The following is a 16,271-nucleotide window of genomic DNA, read 5'->3' on the forward strand; positions in this document are numbered from 1 at the left end:
AGAACACGATGAAGTCTCTCAACAACTGGTGGTGGCGTGATGCGAATACGATCGGTCGACAGTGAGTCCCTCACGCCTGTTTTTGCGCTCTAGGTGATTGGAAGGCCTCCGGTTTCGACCGGGGGCCTTTTTCTATCTCGAGCCCGATCGCATTCGCATCACGCGCCTCCGCTTTTCTCTTGCACCCCCATTCCGAAAGGATTTTCACCATGTCTCAGAACACCACCGCCGCCCAGCCCCGCACCGTCCAGACCGCCGACCGCGGCAAACTCGACGTCCGCGCTCTCGTCCTGCTCGCCATCCTGCTCGCTGCAGGCTTCATCCTCAACTTCACCGTCGGCAAGGCCATCTCGGGCATCTCGGGCGGCATGATCAGCCCCGAGTTCATCATCTCGGCCTTCTGCCTCACCATCCTGGTCGTTCGCCCTAACATCGGCCAAGCGCTCGTCATCGGCCTCATCTCGGCTGCCGTGATCCAGATCACCACCACTTCGCCGTTCGTCGATTTTGCCGCCGAGGGCATCGCCGCCATGCTCATGGCCGGCATCGTCAACGCCGCCGGCAAGAACGGTCAGGTCAAGCCTGCCGTCGCCATTGTTGCAACCTTCCTGACCACCTTTGTCTCCGGCGTCATCTTCATGGTCATCAAGATGGCCATGCTCGGCGTGGTAGGCGAGCTCGCCGCCGCCATGTTGCCCGTCGTCGCCATGACCGCCGTCTTTAACGCCATTCTGGTCGGCGCCCTCTACCTGCCCATCCAGAAGGCCCTTAGGCTCAACTAACCCGCTCGGCTTTACGAGCCACCCCATCTTGGCGTTCATTCGTCGCTCGCGTACCCAAGTACGCTTCGCTCCTCTTTCGCGCCAACCTGGGCCCCCTCGTAAAGCCGTCTCCGTGCTTCACCACCAAAGACCGTCCCAAACAACGAACTTTTTTGGGACGGTCTTAAACAACTGGTCATTTAAGACTGTCCCCAATGACTATGAAAGGTATCCATGGAAACGATCATCAACGTCGACGATGTCTCGTTCTCCTATGGCACGCAGACCGAGCAGGCGCTCAGCCACATCTCGCTCAGCGTGAACAAGGGAGATTTCATCGGCATCATCGGGCCCTCGGGCGCCGGCAAGTCCACGCTTGCCGCCTGCCTGTCGGGTGCCGTGCCCCACCACTACACCGGCACGTTCTTTGGGTCCGTCATGGTCGACGGCCACGACACCTGCGAAGTCTCGCTCACCGACGTCTCGCAAATCGTCGGCAGTGTGCTGCAGGATATCGACACGCAGATGGTCGCTTCGGTCGTCGAGGACGAGATGCTCTTTGGCCTCGAGAACTTTGGCGTTCCCCACGACCAGATCGAGCAGCGCGTGAGCGAAACGCTCGAGACCGTCGGCATCAGCGACCTGCGCGACCGCGAGATCGCCACCCTCTCGGGCGGACAGAAGCAAAAAGTGGCCATCGCCGCCATCCTCGCCATGCGTCCGCGCGTCTTGGTTCTCGACGAGCCCACCGCGGCACTCGACCCCGCCAGCTCCACGCTGGTTTTCGAGACCCTGCGTGAGGCCAACCGTGCACTCGGCATCACCATCGTCGTCGTTGAGCAAAAGGTCGCCCTGCTTTCGGAGTACTGCAACCGCGTGCTCGTGCTCAATCATGGCGAAATCGCGCTGCAGGGCGAGCCACACGAGGTCTTCGCGCATACCGACGAGCTCCGTGCCATCGGCGTCGACTGCCCTCGCGTCACGCGTATCTTCAATAGCCTCCAGGCCGATGGCCTGGTAAGCGGCACCCCCTGCTTGGATGTCGATGAGGCCGAGCGCCTGATTTCGGGCATCGTCGACCCCGCACACGCGGCTATCGAAGCCCAGGCGCCCGCCGGTTCCCCGCATGCACCGTCGTTGCGTCCTCATGCCAAGGACGCCGAACCCGTACTCACCTTCGACCATGTTGAGTTTGCCTATCCCAATGGCGGAGCCGCCGTACACGACCTTAGCCTGACGCTCTATCCTGGCGAGCTCGTGGGCATCGTCGGCCAAAACGGCGCCGGCAAGACCACGCTCACCAAACTGCTCACAGGCCTGCTTAAGCCCGCCTCGGGCAGCGTGCGCGTCACGGGACTGGATACCGCAGCCGTTCCCACGAGCCGCATCGCTCGCGAGGTCGCGACCCTCTTCCAAAACCCCGACCGCCAGATCTGCAAGGACACCGTGCTCGACGAGGTCGCCTTTGGCTTGGAGCTTGGCGGCATGGACCGTGCCGAGGCTCTGCGTCGTGCCCAACTCGTCATCGACCGCTTTGGCTTGCCGGCCGACGAGGCGCCCTTCTCGCTCTCGCGCGGTCAGCGACAAATGGTGGCGCTTGCCTCCGTCGTAGTGGTTGAGCCCAAGATCGTCGTGCTCGACGAGCCCACGAGCGGCCTTGATTACCGCGAGTGCATGACCGTCATGGAAACGGTGCGCACCATGGCCGAGCGCGGTTGCGCCGTTATCATGGTTTGCCACGATATGGAAGTCGTCTCGGATTTTGCCGAGCGCATTGTGGTAATGGCCGACGGTCGCATCCTCGACCGCGGCCGCACGCACGAGCTATTCTCGAACATCGATCTCATGCGGCGTGCCTACGTGGAGCCTCCCCAGGTTATTGAACTCTCGCGCCGTCTGGCATCTTCCGTCTCGCCCGCTTTTGCGCAGGTGAGCGAGGTCACCGATGTCGTTCGAATTACCAAGGAGATGGTCCACCGTGGTTAACGTCATCGACTACATGCCGGGCGATACGCTACTGCATCGCCTGAACCCCGTCGTCAAACTGGGCCTCGCCGCCGCCATCATCGTCGGCATCTTCTTGTCCGACACCTACGTGGCGCTGTTGGGCTTTTTGGCACTCACCCTTGCGCTGGGTGCCTATGCCGGTGTCATCGACCGTCTGCTCTCGCTGCTCAAGTTGCTGATTCCGCTCGCGCTTATCATGCTGGTGCTCCAGCTGGCCTTTATGCGCGATGGCAACGTGGTGTGGAACTTTATCACCGACACGGGTCTCATCACAGGATCGAAGGCCTGCCTGCGCCTGCTGGGCGTGGCGTTACCACTCATCCTCATGCTCATGGTGACCAAGCTCAACGACCTTGCCAACGCCTGCGTCGAGGTGCTGCACGTGCCGTATCGCTATGCCTTCACCTTTACCACGGCGCTGCGCTTTGTGCCGGTGTTTGGTCAGGAGATGAACGCCATCATGGAGGCGCAGACCGCACGCGGCGTCGAGTACGACACCAAGAACCCCATCAAGAAGCTTAAGCTCATGCTGCCACTGTGTGTGCCACTGCTCATCTCGAGCGTGGGCAAGACCGATGCCACAGCCTTGGCGGCAGAACAGCGCGGCTTCTATCTGCGTACGCGCGCCAGCTCGTACAAGCGCTACCCCATCAAGGGCCTGGACATCGCCGTACTCATCGTCAGCATCGCCCTCATCGCCATCGGCTTCCTGTTCTAGTTCACCACCGACAGCAACCGCCCAACGCAAAAGGCCTCGGCTCGCACCAAACGAGCCGAGGCCTTTACTGTTTCACCAGATAAAACCTACCAACATTAACCTGTCCCTTTTTGGCGGGTCGGAAGCTAGAGGCGGTAGGGAGCGCCGCTACGGATGATGGATTCGCGCACCAGGACGTCCATGGCGTCAAGGGTAATCTCGGGCATCTCTCGGTACTTTTGCAGCACCGAGAGCTCGGTGCAGGCCAGAATGACGCGGTCGCAGCCGCTACGGGCGAACTCCCACATCACGCGGTCGAACTTATCCATATCGGGCTCACGTCCGGCCTTCACATCATCGTAGATAAGCGACATCACATCGTTCTGACGTTTCTCGCTGGGATAGACGACCTCAACACCCGCAGCCTCGCATTCGCGGCCGTAGACGCCCGCGCCCACGGTTCCGTCGGTGCCCATGATGCCGATCTTGCGCACCGGCTCGGCCGGCATACTCAGGTTGGGGTCGAACTCGCACTCCCCCATCACCGCACCAGCAAGGGCATAGCGAACCGACTCGCGCGGCATGTGGATAATCGGCACCTTCGTAAACGACTGGATCTGGTCGTAGAAGTAGTGTGACGTGTTGCAGGGAATGGCAATGTGCGCACAGCCCAGCGACTCGAGTGCCTGGGCACACTCTTTCATGGTCGCCAGCAGCTTGGCATGCTCGCCGGTCTTAATGGCAAGCGTGCGGTCGGGCATGGTCGACTTGGAGAGCACCACCATGTCGATATGTTCCTGATCGCAGGCAGCAGCCGTATGACGCACTACCTGGTCGTAGTAATACGACGTGGCCTCGGCGCCCATGCCGCCGATAACTCCCAGCTTTTCCATCGCCGCCTCCTTGGTGACGCTTGCGCAATTGCGCGTATCATACCCGCGCCCGCCCGATGTAAACCGGACGGGCGCCGCACTCATCTACTTGTAATACGTCTTGAACAGCTTAAAGTGGCGCAGCTTGGTGTGCCACATGCGCAGCCAGCGGTTAAAGACAAAGTCGCCCTTCATAAACGAAGGGTCGGCGCCCTTGCCTTCCTTGTCCAGGCGATGCACCTTAGCGCGCAGCTCGGGATCCTTGACGTACTTGTCGACGACGCCCATGGGGACGACCATCCACAGTGCCTCGTCCTGCGCCGTCACAAACTCCGGCTCAAACGGGCGGTTGAACACATACTCGTCCACCACATACTTGGCAACGTTAAAGCCGCTGTTAGTGACGTAGTAGTTGCTGCGACCTTGGCGCGTGTTGAAATCGAAGAACTTAAACGAGCCGTCGCGCTCGTCGTACTTAACGTCAAAGTTGGAATAGCCCACAAAGTGAAGGTCCTCGAGCAACTTGCGCACGCCGCCCATGAGCTCGTCATTGGGCTCGGTGATGATACAGGCGTGGTTGCCGACACCGTGAGGCTGATGCTCCTCGAGCAGCACGTGACCCAGGCACATCATGCGCACCTTGCCGTTACGGTCGGAATAACTGGTGAGCACGCGCATGTACTCGTCGTTGCCGGGCACGCGATCCTGCAAGATCAGGTCGTCGGTGTAGCCGCTGGCATACGAGTCGCGAATGACCTGTTCCAGCTCGGCACGGTCGGCAATCTCATAAGCCTTTTTCTGGCCCTCGAACTCGTGCTGCCACCACATGATGCCGTCAGAAGGCTTCAGAATCATCGGGTAGGGAAAATCGATCTGGTCGAGTACTTCGGCAGGCGCCTCGCCTTGGGCGTTCAGCATCGCCATGGTGAAGGTAAAGGTATGCGGATAGGGCACGCCATGCTTCTCGCACAGCTCGTAGAAGATCTCCTTCTTCTGACACTGCTCAAGCATGCTATAGGGAGCGTAAGGCGCGACGATATTATCCGCCAACTCATGGGCATCCTTGGCCTGAGCCACGAGGGCAACATAGTTATCGCCACAGCCCACAAGGACAATCGTCTTATCGGCATGCGCTTGGGCAATGCCGTTGACGATCCTGAGCATCACGGGCATGGTATCGATATCCACGTTGGGCGTGTAGTCGATAATCTGGCTGCGGTACGCGGGACCCGTCTGGTACTTGCCAAAGACCAGACTCTTGACCTGGTACTCCTCATAGAAGGCGCGCGCCACCGAATAGGCGTTGATGTCGCCACCGAGCAGCACGGGAATAAACTCGCGCTCTGTAAACTGCAATGCCATGGAAACTTCCTATCATGAACTGCCCACACAACGGGCGGTCTTTGCGCAACTGATTTATTCTAGCGTGCCAAACCGCCGGTGCCCAAAGCTCCACCGTATCTATGGCAATCGACGTAATCGTCCAGCACGAAGGCCAACACGAAGACGGCGCTCACCGTTGTATGACAATGGGCAATGAACCTACCATTGTTGTAGGATTCAGCGTATTGACATCCTCAAACGAAAGGCGCGCACGTGCCCCAAGACCATCCGACCGATAACCCCATCCTCAATGCCGCGAAACGAGAGCTGGAGGAACGCGCACAAACGGCCGTTCCCCTACGCACGGCAAACGACGCCTACGACAGGCCCGCCCGCATCGTCTCAATCAACACGTCGGCGCACAAGGGCACACGCAAGTCGCCCGTCGCCGATGGACACGACACCGTTATAGAGCAATTTGGCCTCGCCTCCGACGCACACGCCGGGCATTGGCACCGTCAGGTTTCCTTTTTGGCCGCAGAGTCCATCCAGACGGCGCAGGCCCGCGGACTCGATGTGCGCCAGGGTGACTTTGGGGAGAATTTCACCACGCAAGGCATCAATCTACTCTCGCTCCCCTTGGGCACGCAGCTCAAGCTTGGCAGCGAGGTGCTTGTCGAAATCAGCCAAATCGGCAAGGCCTGCCACACACGCTGCGCCATCTACTATCTCGCCGGCGACTGCATCTTTCCCCACGAGGGCGTTTTCGGCGTGGTACTAAAGGGCGGAGAGGTCTACGCCGGCGACGATATCCAGGTAATCAAACTCGGCGACGGCACCTGTTCGTTCACCCCCGCCGAGGCCCTCGAAGAGATTGAGCGGGCTCGCCAGAAGGGCACGCTGTAGTTATAAAACCCCACGTTGAGATGGCTTTTACAGCCCAAAACTCCTCTCAAACAGGGCTCTGTAACGTTAAAGTTGAACTCTATGGTTTCTCAACAATTCATCATAACTGCAGGTCAAAGCCAAAGCCTCAAGTTCAACTTGACCCTTTGGGACCTTTAAGGTTCAAGTTGAGGTCGAAAGCAGTAGTAGAATACCGTTCGAACCATAACCTACGATTGATTGCAGAGGGACTGGATGCAGCATTCGAATCATCGCACCGCAGCGCTCATTGCGTCGAAGCCGGCTCGTATCATCACGAGCGCCGCGCTCGCCGTTGCGCTGACGGCCACGCCGATGCTCTCCCCCGTTGCGGCGTATGCCGCCTCGCAGGCAACGCAGGACCAGCTTTCCGCAGCCCAGCAGAAGATCGAAGCCGCTACGAGCGCCTACAACGACGCCCGCACCAAGCTCGATGACCTACAAAAGCAGATTGACTCCAATGAGGCAAGCATCGAGGAAATCGAGGCTAAGCTTCCCGAGCAGCAGGCCAAGGCAAGCTCCGCCATGCGCGATCTGTACAAGTACCAGAAGGGCACTAACCCCATCGTGAGCTTCCTGGTCAACGCGCAGAGCCTGGGTGAGTTCATCACGACCTGCAAATACACCAACCAGATCACGAGCTCGAGCGTCGACGAGATCGAAGAGCTCAATAATATGCAAACCGAACTCGAGCAGAACAAGGCCGAGCTCCAGCAGGCCAAGTCTCAGCTTGAGGCGGAGCAGAAAAACGCCGAGGATGCGCTGGCGCAGGCCCAGCAGCTCCGCAGCGAGGCACAGGCAAAAGCCGAGCAGGAAAATGCCGCCGAGCTTGCCAAGCTTGAGGCCGATAAGGCCGCTGCCGCCGAAAAGCTCTCGGGCGAGGGCGTAAGCGGCAGCAATTCCAGCAGCCAGGCCACCAACACCAACACCACCATCGACACCACGGTGAACAACGCCAATACCGGTAGCTCCGATTACGATTCGTTCATTAATGAGTGGACGAGCCGCATCGACAATTATCTCGCCGGCTCCCCCATGGCAGGCCAGGGCTATAACTTTGCCGTCGCCGCTTGGAATACCGGTGTCGACCCCCGTTGGTCCCCCGCCATCGCCTGCATCGAGAGCACCAAGGGTGCTTATTGCGCCAATTCTTACAACGCCTGGGGCTGGAGTGCACGTGGCGGCGGTTGGCGCAGCTTTGGCAGCTGGAGCGAGGGCATCTCCGCTCACGTTGCCTATCTGGGCGCCAACTACGGCTCCACCCTTACCCCGGCAGCGGCCAAAAAGTACTGCCCGCCCACGTGGCAGGACTGGTACAACAAAGTCGCCGCTCAGATGAACCGCATCTAAGTGCAACTGCAAAGGGCCCCAATGGGGCCCTTTTCTTTTAGGTAGCGGAGGTATCGACGACGCCGGTCGCATTGGCAACCGCGACTATGACGATCATGCATAGGAGCAGCACACCCAATGCCTTGAGCAAGAGCTTCGCGAGCTTCTTGCCGCGATAGCTGTCGAGCAATGCGAATCGCCGACGAAGACGGCGCTTATCGAGCAGCGCAAAATGCATAAGCACCATAAGGCCATCGACAAAGATAAAATACTCGATTACGAGAAGCCACGTCGGGTAGCTTTGGTTTGCTCCCGTGGGGTGAAAGACGGCAAAGTGACTTCCTGCAAAGAACACAAGCAGCGAAAAGCAGACGAGTGTATTCCAAATGCGCCCCAGAGACTCCGGAACGCGAGAGAGCAGACCGCATGCAGCGGAGGCGGCAGGCCCAGGATGCCCTGTGGGGTTCTTGAGCCCTTGGGGCGTCAACACCGTCTCCGATGCCGGAGTACGGACAGGCGCAGGAGGCCGCACGGGGCGACTCAGGTCGTATGCCGCGCGCGTCGCCCGTCCCAACGCTTCCGCACTCGCAAAACGTTTGGCCGGGTCAAGCGCCATCGACATGCAGATGACATCGGCAAGTGGAGTGGGAATGCCGCGCGCCTCGCATTGCTCGCGCATGTCGAGCCCTGGTTTAGGGTCGACTCCCGTCAAGCAGAAGAACAACAGGGCGCCAAGTGCGTAGACATCGCTGCGCACGCTCGTCTGCCCAAACCCGTACTGCTCGGGCGGCGCATAGGGTCGCGTGCCGAACTTGACGGTGTCGGCATCGGCGCCATCGCGCCATACGCGGGCGATTCCCAAGTCGATAATCACCAGCGATGAAAATGTCAGGCCGTCATCAAGCGTATAGTTGGCACCTGTCACGATGATATTCGACGGCTTGAGGTCGCGATGGATCACCGGCGCCGGCGTCTCCCCCGCCATTGCAAAACCGGCGTGGAGCTCGCCCACGGCATCGCATAGGGCAGGATACAATTCACGCACATAATCGGGAGTGGCTCCCAGACGGTCCACCAGCGCCCCGAGTGTCTCCCCTTCGATGTATTCCATAACCACGTTGAGCTCGTCGCCCACACGACGACAATCGACGATTCTGGGCAGGTGCTCAAAACGCCTGCCTGCCCGCTGGGCGGCAAACAGACGCTCGTATGCCCCGCCGATTTGAGCCGAAGCATCGATGCGTTTACGGACAAAGGGGCCGAGCGAACCACCGCCGGTTCCTTCAAAGTACACGAGCTCGGTTGTTTCAACGGACGAGCGCTTAAGTACACGCTCCACGCGATAGCTGTCGTCGCGATCGAGCGACGCCAGGTGCTCGGCAAGCGCTGCGGTCAGCTCGTCATCGAAATATGTTGGGGTCTGAGTATCCATAGCCTCCATCATAGCGCAGGGCGCAGACGCCCCATGGCATCCGCGCCCCGTTCGTTTGCATCCTTGTTCGGCAGCTCCGCCGGCTCAGATATCAGCCGCTAACTCACCGTTTCCTCGCCAAAGCGATACAGCTCTTCATTGACCTTTTGGAGGCTACACCCGCGATCGATGCAAAAGATGATAATCGCATCACGGCGATCCTTGCAGTTAAGGACGCTTGCGCCGGCAGCCGTCAGTGCACGGTTGGCCTCTTTGAGCGTCAGCGCCGTCGCAAAGGCAATCTGCAGCACCTTATTGCGACTCGGATGACGCGCACCGGCAAAGATCTGATAGCCAAAGGTCTCATTGAGATCAGCCATACGGACCACGCGCGAGCGCTCCAAGCCCTTTTCCTGCAGTAGCTGCTTCAGGTAGTCCGAAAGCGACGGGGCGGCAAAGTCGTGCTCCCTGATATAGCCATCGATGTTCGGCGCGTCGAGAAGTTCATTGAGTAACTCGTCAGTCAACTTTTTATCGGGCATACGACTTCACCTCCCATACGGCGCAACGGTAGCGACATGCTAGGCCAACACCCAGCTTGCAGTGGTAGACTTATCAAACATGTTGGCAAAATACAGTGCCTTCTTGATATCGCCATCAAAGTAGATATTGCCCGCCACAGAGCCACCAGCGGCAAGGGTACCAGACTGCAGCTCATCGGAGCCCTCGCTGTAGTAACCCTGATTCTGCTGAGCGCCGTTGGCGTCCTCGCCCTTCCAGTCGTAGATGTTGTAATCTGCGCCCTCATCACCATTGTTGACGTACGTGACGTGAATGCCCGTCATGGTCGAACCGTCATAATTTGTGAGGCCGGGCTGGACGGAATCGACAACGACGGAAAGACCGGCAGCCGTGGTCACCGTCGCACCAACCGCCAGGTCAGTCGTAGACTGCTCTTCCTTCTTCGCCTCTTCCTTCTTGTCGCCATCGCCAGCGTCCTCGGTGACGGTCGCCTTATCGCTACCACAACCGGTAAGAAGACCGGCAGTCCCCAAGGCGACGGTGGCGAATGCGCCCAGTGCAGCGCGACGGCTCAGCAGCACTTCGTTTTCAAGCTTTTTCATCATGCATCCTTCCTACGATCCGGCTACCGTGCCGGCACACAGCACATCGTAGGAAGGATTAAACTTGAATTCATTAGCTGAGAGCTAAGGCTGCGGTAAACGGCCAATGCAGTTATCCAAACGCCGAGCAAACGCACTTTGCGCAACCGTCTGCTGGCAGTGCATCAACCCACCGTGACGGATTCCCCGGTAAAGGTGCTCACAAGCAACAGGATAAAGAAGGCCAAATAGCTGATGCTCAGCAGGTAGGCGATGACCAAAAAGGCAATCCATCCTACATTGGTCTTACCGTCGGCGCGGCGCTGCTCACGACTGCGATAAAGCCAAATCGTCACGCCGATAGCAGTGATAAACAGTACGAGTGCCGCCGTAGCCAGCCCAGCAAGCACAAACATCACGCCAATGCTCACAGCGATGACCGGAAGCAGTAGCAAACCGCACCCGCATCCACCCGGACTATATACGGAAGACTGTCGGCATCGCCTCATCGCCACCCCCCCATCATCTTTGAGCACTACAGTGCGATGGCCTGCTGAACAGGAACGATCTTATCGAGTTCCGGTTCAATCCGCCTTTTCTCGGCCTCAAGGTCAAACGCCACCTGAGCGCGCAGCCAATAACCATCCGTCAGGCCAAAATAACGGCAAAGACGGAGGTCGGTGTCGGCCGTCACGCGACGTTTTCCCAAGACAATCTGCCCGATACGCTGAGCCGGAATCCCGGTCTCTTTCGCAAGGCGATATTGAGAAATGCCCATGGGAACAAGAAACTCCTCTTTGAGAAGCTCACCAGGAGTCACCGGCGACAACAAATCGGCCGAAGGCTCATCACTTGTGATAATCGACGATTTCGACATTCCAAGCCATCTCCTGTCTCCACTCAAAGCAGACCCGATAGCGCTCGTTAACACGGATGCTATATTGACCGGCACGATCGCCCTTCAAAGCTTCCAGGCGGTTGCCCGGTGGAACGCGAAGATCATCAAGCGAAGCACAAACCTGCAGTTGGCGAATCTTCCTCAACGCAACACGCTCAAAGGGCACGAACCTCCTGACCCGCATACCCATGGCAAAGCGTTCGGTATCCTCATCTTTATACGATGCAATCATAGTATCGCCTTACGTTAGTAACGTCAAACGTTTCTATAGACTTACATCTCTATTATATCGTACGTTTGTTCGTGTTTTCTAGAACAAATACTCCTTCACGCCTTAGTCAAGCAAAAGCAATCGTTTGTAGACATCGAGGCCTTTGAGTAGGATTTCCTCGTCGAAGAGCATGCTATCGGTATGCAGAGCGCTTGTGGCATAGGCTGGGCAGCCATCAGCGTCGATCGGGTTTTCTTGTCCCTCTGGCACGCCCGTGCCCAGCAAGAAAAACACGCCCGGCAGATGGCGCTGATAGAACGCGAAATCCTCGGCGATTAGCAGCGGCTCGTCCACAAGTTGCAGCTCGGACAAGGCAGGCGCAATGTGGGCGAACAGCTCGGGGTCGTTATCGACTGGCGGATAGCCCTCGGCAAAGTCGAGATCATACGTGCAGCCCGTTGCGGCACAGGCATCGTCCAGCACGCGGCGCACTCCTTCGCGCGCCCGGTCGAACATGTCGTCCGTAAACACACGTAGGCTGCCGGCAACATGGGCCTCCCCCGCCACCGCATTGCAGACGGTGCCGGCCTGCAGCAGGCCGAACTTACCAATGCAGGGCTCGTCGACACCCAACTCGTCCATGAGCTCGCGCTCGGAAACCAAGAACTTGGCAGCCGCCAGCGCCGCATCGTGCGACTCCTCGACCGGAACGCCATAGGTCTTGGCGATATGGATGCTCGTCCCGTGAATATGAATGTGTGTCTCACTCGAACGCGCCAGCAACGGACCGGAGCAGCTCGCCAACGTGCCGGCGGGCAAATCGGGCCATACATGGAAGCCAAAGATGCGATCTGCCCCATAGCGCTCGAATACGCCGCTCTCGCACACTGTCTTGGCGCCACCGGTCGTTTCCTCGGCCGGCTGAAACACAAAGAGCACGTTGCGCTTAATGGCGCCCGGCCGCTCACGGATCGTACGGTCGACAAAGGTTGCCGCCGCAAGCGCCATGGCCATGTGTCCATCGTGTCCGCAAGCATGCATCTTGCCGGGATGCGTCGAGGCAAAGGCCGCGCCCGTTGCCTCGGCAATGGGCAGCGCATCCATATCGGCGCGAATCGCCGTGGCATGCACGGCACCAACACCAGCGTCGAAGAAAGCGCAGACGCAGCTGGGACACGGATGGGTCACCTCGCAGGCGAGCGGAGCGAGCACGCCCTCGATATAGGCGATGGTTTGCGGAAGATCGAAGTCGAGCTCCGGAATGCGGTGCAAGTCGCGACGATAACGACGGAGTTCTTGGAGCTCGGTCATAGGGATTCCTTTCATGAGACGACTCGATTGACACCTATTGTGACGCAGGATTGTGGCACCCTTGTTTCTAGCATGATGCTGCATTTTTTAAACGTTATATACGAATACTCTTGTTTGGTAAAGTGCAACGTGGTAGGGTCTTTACCACTTGATAGAGGCGCGGGCACGAAGAGCCGCGGGCGAGTCGGCAGACTTTGACCCTGCGGGGAGGCGAAACCCGCCGAACTGGGCATTTCGGGCACGAACAGCCTGGTGGGCCTGCGGGAAACACCCGCAGGACTGTCTGCAGCAATGCGGGAGCGCTATCCGGACATTGGGTCCACGTTATGCGGATTCGATGCGCAGATGGCGCCGTCTGGATAGCGAGGTTTACGGGACATGGCATTGACCCCCAACGAGGCATATGCGGCCAAGCAGCCGTTTGTGGACAAGGAGACGCTCGAGCATATCGTCGAGCAGTTCCCCACGCCGTTTCATCTATACGACGAGGCGGGCATCCGCCGCAACATGCAAGAAGTGCGCGACGCCTTTGCATGGAACCCGGGCTTTAAGGAATACTTTGCCGTCAAGGCCAATCCCAACCCGGCGCTCATCTCCATTCTCAACGAATACGGCTGCGGCTGCGATTGCTCGAGCTATACCGAGCTCATGATCGCCCGCTCGCTGGGCATTACGGGACATGACATCATGTTCTCGTCCAACGACACGCCGGCGGCGGACTTTGAGCTCGCCGACAAGCTGGGAGCCATCGTCAACTTTGATGACATCAGCCACATTGAGTTCTTTGAGCGCGTTGCGGGGCCCATTCCCAAGACGGTCAGCTGCCGCTTTAATCCGGGTGGCCTGTTCCAGCTCTCCAATGGCATCATGGATAACCCCGGCGACTCCAAATACGGCATGACCACCGAGCAACTCTTCGAGGCCTTCCGCATGCTAAAGGTCAAGGGTGCCGAGGACTTTGGTATCCACGCATTCCTTGCCAGCAACACCGTCACCAACGACTACTACCCCAAGCTTGCGCGCATCCTCTTTGAGCTTGCCGTGCGCCTGGAGCGCAAGACCGGCGCACACGTCGCCTTCATCAATCTGTCCGGCGGCGTCGGCATCCCCTATCTGCCCGAACAGCAGGCCAACGACATTCACGCCATCGGCGAGGGGGTACACACGGCATACGACGAGATCCTGGTTCCTGCCGGCATGGGCGATGTGGCCATCTGCACCGAGATGGGCCGCTTTATGATGGGCCCCTACGGCTGCCTGGTCACCAAGGCCATCCACGAGAAGCAGATCTACAAGAACTATATCGGTGTCGACGCAAGCGCCGTCGATCTGATTCGCCCTGCCATGTATGGCGCCTACCACCACATTACGGTGATGGGCCAGCCGGGTGGCGCCGACAAGACCGTAGCACCGGTCACAAACACGTACGACATTACGGGCAATCTGTGCGAGAACAACGACAAGTTCGCTATCGATCGCAAGCTACCGCATATCGACATGGGTGACCTGCTTGTAATCCACGATACCGGTGCGCATGGCTACTCCATGGGCTACAACTACAACGGACGGCTGCGCTCGGCCGAGGTCCTGCTGCGCCCCGATGGCGCGGCCGACCTCATCCGCCGCGCCGAGCGCCCGGGCGATTACTTTGCCACGCTCGACGTGCTGCCGTGCGGCCGAGAGCTGCTGGCCAAGTCGCGCGCCGAAAGTGCCCGCCGTCGCGCCGAAGACGAGCGCCTGGCAGTCGCAGCTCAATGGAACAAACGCATCCAGATCGCGGAGGCGAAGGAGAAGAACATGGACATCCGCAATCTCGAGGGCTCAATCGTCGCCCTGGTTACGCCGTTTAAAAAGGACAGCAGTGTCGACTTTGACGCGCTCGAGCGCCTTATCGATTTCCACTTGCAAAATGGCACCGACGCCATTCTCACCCTGGGCACCACCGGTGAGAGCGCCACGATGACCGATGACGAGGACAACTCCGTCGTCGCCGCCGTGGTCAAGCATGTTGCAGGACGCGTCCCCGTCATCGCCGGCTCGGGCTCCAACTCCACGCAGACCATGCTCACCAAGTCGCTTACTTACCAGGGCTTGGGAGCCGACGGCCTGCTGCTCATTACCCCCTACTACAACAAGTCCAACGAAGAGGGTATCTATCAGCACTTTAAGGCCGTCGCCGATGCCGTTGACATCCCCTGCATCCTGTACAACATCCCCGGCCGCTGCGGCTGCGGTATCAGCGAGCGCAACGTAGAGCGCTTGGCCGCGCACCCCAACATCATGGGCATCAAGGAGGCCTCGGGCAACGTCGCCTACGCGGCCAAGATCGCCCACCTGCTGTCAGACGACTTCCGCATGTACTCGGGCGAGGACGCGCTTACCGTGCCGCTCATGAGCCTGGGCGCCTCGGGCACCATCAGCGTGTGGGCAGACGTTCAGCCGCAGCTCGTGCATGACATGTGCCGCGCCTATTTGGACGGTGACGTGGCACGTGCCCGCGATATCCAAATTGCCGGCCAGCCGCTCATCAATGCCCTCTTTAGTGAGGTCAACCCCATCCCCGTCAAAGAGGCGCTCGCTCAGATGGATATGATCGAGGCAAACTACCGCATGCCGCTGTGCCCCATGGCAGACGACACGCGCTCTGCACTTACCGATGCCCTGAAGGGAGCTGGTCTGCTTGATTAAGACTGTCATTATGGGAACGGGCCGCATGGGCTCGCTCATCCGCACCACCGCCGAGGGCGTTGTCGACGCCGCCGGTCAACCCGTTTTTGATATCGTGGCCCAGATTGGCTTCGATTTGAGCGAACTCGAGAACGCACCGGCTGCCGATGTGATTATCGACTTCTCGAACGTCGTGACCTTCGATGCCGTCGTCGCCTATGTCGAGCGCACGGGCGCGGCGCTGGTCTCGGGCACCACAGGCTACACCCCCGAGCAGATGGATCGTCTGCGCGAGCTGGGCCAGAACACCCGCGTTATGCACGCGGGCAATTATTCCATCGGCATCGCAGCCCTGCGTCATCTAGTGGCCCAGGCCACGCGTGAGCTGCCCGGCTTTGACTGCGAAATTGTCGAGGCTCACCACAACCAAAAGGTCGACGCCCCCAGTGGCACCGCCAAGCTGCTGCTCGACGCCGTCGTCGAAGCTGAACCCGAGGCAGGCTACCACCCCGTCTATGGCCGCGAGGGCATGTGCGGAGCGCGCGACCCCAAGGAGATCGGCATGCACTCGATGCGCGGCGGCACCGTAGCTGGCGTACACGAGGTGGGTTTCTTTGGCCAGGACGAGGAAGTCACGCTCACCCACCGCGCCACGAGCCGTCAGATCTTTGTCAACGGCGCCCTGGCAGCCGCGCAGAAGCTCGTCGTCCGCGAACCCGGCTTCTATACGTTCGACCAGGTCATGTTTGCCTAACCA

Annotated in this window: 16 protein-coding genes and 1 riboswitch; of the genes, 7 read left to right on the plus strand and 9 right to left on the minus strand. The window is 59.3% G+C overall.

Annotation, left to right across the window (positions count from 1 at the left end; translation table 11 throughout):
* The first annotated feature begins 209 nt into the window (after positions 1-209).
* The 3 genes from I1969_RS00660 (at position 210) to I1969_RS00670 (ending at position 3,486) form a co-directional block, all read left to right on the plus strand.
* On the plus strand, positions 210-782 hold the full coding sequence (locus I1969_RS00660; protein ID WP_161159682.1) for a hypothetical protein: 573 nt from the start codon (positions 210-212) through the stop codon (positions 780-782).
* A gap of 213 nt (positions 783-995) precedes the next feature.
* Positions 996-2,747 carry an ABC transporter ATP-binding protein gene (locus I1969_RS00665; RefSeq protein ID WP_195232083.1) on the plus strand — a complete coding sequence of 584 codons (1,752 nt, stop codon included), beginning with the start codon at positions 996-998 and terminating at the stop codon, positions 2,745-2,747.
* Positions 2,740-3,486: an energy-coupling factor transporter transmembrane component T family protein gene (locus I1969_RS00670; protein WP_195232084.1), complete on the plus strand. Its 747-nt coding sequence runs from the start codon at positions 2,740-2,742 to the stop codon at positions 3,484-3,486. Before I1969_RS00665 ends, I1969_RS00670 begins: the two co-directional genes overlap by 8 nt.
* Before the next feature lie 125 nt (positions 3,487-3,611).
* On the opposite strand, the gene I1969_RS00675 is transcribed toward I1969_RS00670, so the two are convergent.
* Together I1969_RS00675 and I1969_RS00680 are read right to left on the minus strand one after the other, a co-directional pair.
* Positions 3,612-4,358 (minus strand): aspartate/glutamate racemase family protein, encoded by a 747-nt coding sequence (locus I1969_RS00675; protein ID WP_229028173.1) that lies wholly within the window; start codon positions 4,356-4,358, stop codon positions 3,612-3,614.
* A gap of 84 nt (positions 4,359-4,442) precedes the next feature.
* The gene (locus tag I1969_RS00680) at positions 4,443-5,699 is read right to left on the minus strand and encodes a carboxylate--amine ligase (protein ID WP_195232085.1); all 1,257 of its coding nucleotides are present in this window, start codon (positions 5,697-5,699) and stop codon (positions 4,443-4,445) included.
* Between the two features lie 234 nt (positions 5,700-5,933).
* Here I1969_RS00680 and I1969_RS00685 point away from each other — a divergent pair, with 234 nt between their 5' ends.
* Positions 5,934-6,566: an MOSC domain-containing protein gene (locus I1969_RS00685; protein WP_271747924.1), complete on the plus strand. Its 633-nt coding sequence runs from the start codon at positions 5,934-5,936 to the stop codon at positions 6,564-6,566.
* Positions 6,567-6,800: 234 nt separating this feature from the next.
* Complete coding sequence (locus I1969_RS00690; RefSeq protein ID WP_117770125.1) at positions 6,801-7,934, plus strand: coiled-coil domain-containing protein; 1,134 nt, start codon at positions 6,801-6,803, stop codon at positions 7,932-7,934.
* 37 nt (positions 7,935-7,971) lie between these two features.
* Here the strand turns inward: I1969_RS00690 and I1969_RS00695 are convergent, their stop codons facing one another.
* The 7 genes from I1969_RS00695 to I1969_RS00725 form a co-directional block, all read right to left on the minus strand.
* The gene (locus I1969_RS00695) at positions 7,972-9,345 is read right to left on the minus strand and encodes a serine/threonine protein kinase (RefSeq protein WP_195232086.1); all 1,374 of its coding nucleotides are present in this window, start codon (positions 9,343-9,345) and stop codon (positions 7,972-7,974) included.
* A 98-nt stretch (positions 9,346-9,443) separates the two neighbouring features.
* Positions 9,444-9,866 carry an XRE family transcriptional regulator gene (locus I1969_RS00700; protein WP_195232087.1) on the minus strand — a complete coding sequence of 141 codons (423 nt, stop codon included), beginning with the start codon at positions 9,864-9,866 and terminating at the stop codon, positions 9,444-9,446.
* Between the two features lie 39 nt (positions 9,867-9,905).
* Positions 9,906-10,451, minus strand: coding sequence for a DUF4352 domain-containing protein (locus tag I1969_RS00705; protein WP_195232088.1), 546 nt, complete (start codon positions 10,449-10,451; stop codon positions 9,906-9,908).
* A 161-nt stretch (positions 10,452-10,612) separates the two neighbouring features.
* Positions 10,613-10,882, minus strand: a complete 270-nt coding sequence (locus tag I1969_RS00710) for a hypothetical protein (RefSeq protein WP_195232089.1) — start codon at positions 10,880-10,882, stop codon at positions 10,613-10,615.
* An 80-nt stretch (positions 10,883-10,962) separates the two neighbouring features.
* Complete coding sequence (locus I1969_RS00715) at positions 10,963-11,304, minus strand: HigA family addiction module antitoxin (protein WP_195232090.1); 342 nt, start codon at positions 11,302-11,304, stop codon at positions 10,963-10,965.
* Positions 11,276-11,557, minus strand: coding sequence for a type II toxin-antitoxin system RelE/ParE family toxin (locus tag I1969_RS00720; RefSeq protein WP_195232091.1), 282 nt, complete (start codon positions 11,555-11,557; stop codon positions 11,276-11,278). Before I1969_RS00720 ends, I1969_RS00715 begins: the two co-directional genes overlap by 29 nt.
* Positions 11,558-11,659: 102 nt before the next feature.
* The gene (locus I1969_RS00725) at positions 11,660-12,847 is read right to left on the minus strand and encodes an N-acetyldiaminopimelate deacetylase (protein WP_229028174.1); all 1,188 of its coding nucleotides are present in this window, start codon (positions 12,845-12,847) and stop codon (positions 11,660-11,662) included.
* A 144-nt stretch (positions 12,848-12,991) separates the two neighbouring features.
* Positions 12,992-13,160, plus strand: a riboswitch (Lysine riboswitch).
* Between the two features lie 65 nt (positions 13,161-13,225).
* Between I1969_RS00725 and dapA the strand changes: the two genes are divergently transcribed.
* A complete protein-coding gene (gene dapA / locus I1969_RS00730; RefSeq protein ID WP_195232093.1) occupies positions 13,226-15,535 on the plus strand; it encodes a 4-hydroxy-tetrahydrodipicolinate synthase in 2,310 nt (769 codons plus the stop codon).
* Entirely contained in the window at positions 15,528-16,268 is a 741-nt protein-coding gene (gene dapB / locus I1969_RS00735) for a 4-hydroxy-tetrahydrodipicolinate reductase (protein WP_195232094.1), read from the plus strand. The genes dapA and dapB overlap by 8 nt, the downstream gene beginning before the upstream one ends.
* The last annotated feature ends 3 nt before the right edge of the window (positions 16,269-16,271 follow it).

Origin of the sequence: Collinsella aerofaciens (assembly GCF_015548375.1) — a bacterium.
In the GTDB taxonomy this organism is placed as follows: domain Bacteria; phylum Actinomycetota; class Coriobacteriia; order Coriobacteriales; family Coriobacteriaceae; genus Collinsella; species Collinsella aerofaciens_AB.

Bases quoted from the DNA above. Each gene is read 5' to 3' on its own strand.
- I1969_RS00675 (WP_229028173.1), bottom strand. From the start codon at position 4,358: ATGGAAAAGCTGGGAGTTATCGGCGGCATGGGCGCCGAGGCCACGTCG.
- I1969_RS00695 (WP_195232086.1), bottom strand. From the start codon at position 9,345: ATGGATACTCAGACCCCAACATATTTCGATGACGAGCTGACCGCAGCG.
- I1969_RS00720 (WP_195232091.1), bottom strand. From the start codon at position 11,557: ATGATTGCATCGTATAAAGATGAGGATACCGAACGCTTTGCCATGGGT.
- I1969_RS00690 (WP_117770125.1), top strand. From the start codon at position 6,801: ATGCAGCATTCGAATCATCGCACCGCAGCGCTCATTGCGTCGAAGCCG.
- I1969_RS00700 (WP_195232087.1), bottom strand. From the start codon at position 9,866: ATGCCCGATAAAAAGTTGACTGACGAGTTACTCAATGAACTTCTCGAC.
- I1969_RS00705 (WP_195232088.1), bottom strand. From the start codon at position 10,451: ATGATGAAAAAGCTTGAAAACGAAGTGCTGCTGAGCCGTCGCGCTGCA.
- I1969_RS00680 (WP_195232085.1), bottom strand. From the start codon at position 5,699: ATGGCATTGCAGTTTACAGAGCGCGAGTTTATTCCCGTGCTGCTCGGT.
- I1969_RS00665 (WP_195232083.1), top strand. From the start codon at position 996: ATGGAAACGATCATCAACGTCGACGATGTCTCGTTCTCCTATGGCACG.
- I1969_RS00715 (WP_195232090.1), bottom strand. From the start codon at position 11,304: ATGTCGAAATCGTCGATTATCACAAGTGATGAGCCTTCGGCCGATTTG.
- dapA (WP_195232093.1), top strand. From the start codon at position 13,226: ATGGCATTGACCCCCAACGAGGCATATGCGGCCAAGCAGCCGTTTGTG.
- I1969_RS00725 (WP_229028174.1), bottom strand. From the start codon at position 12,847: ATGACCGAGCTCCAAGAACTCCGTCGTTATCGTCGCGACTTGCACCGC.
- I1969_RS00660 (WP_161159682.1), top strand. From the start codon at position 210: ATGTCTCAGAACACCACCGCCGCCCAGCCCCGCACCGTCCAGACCGCC.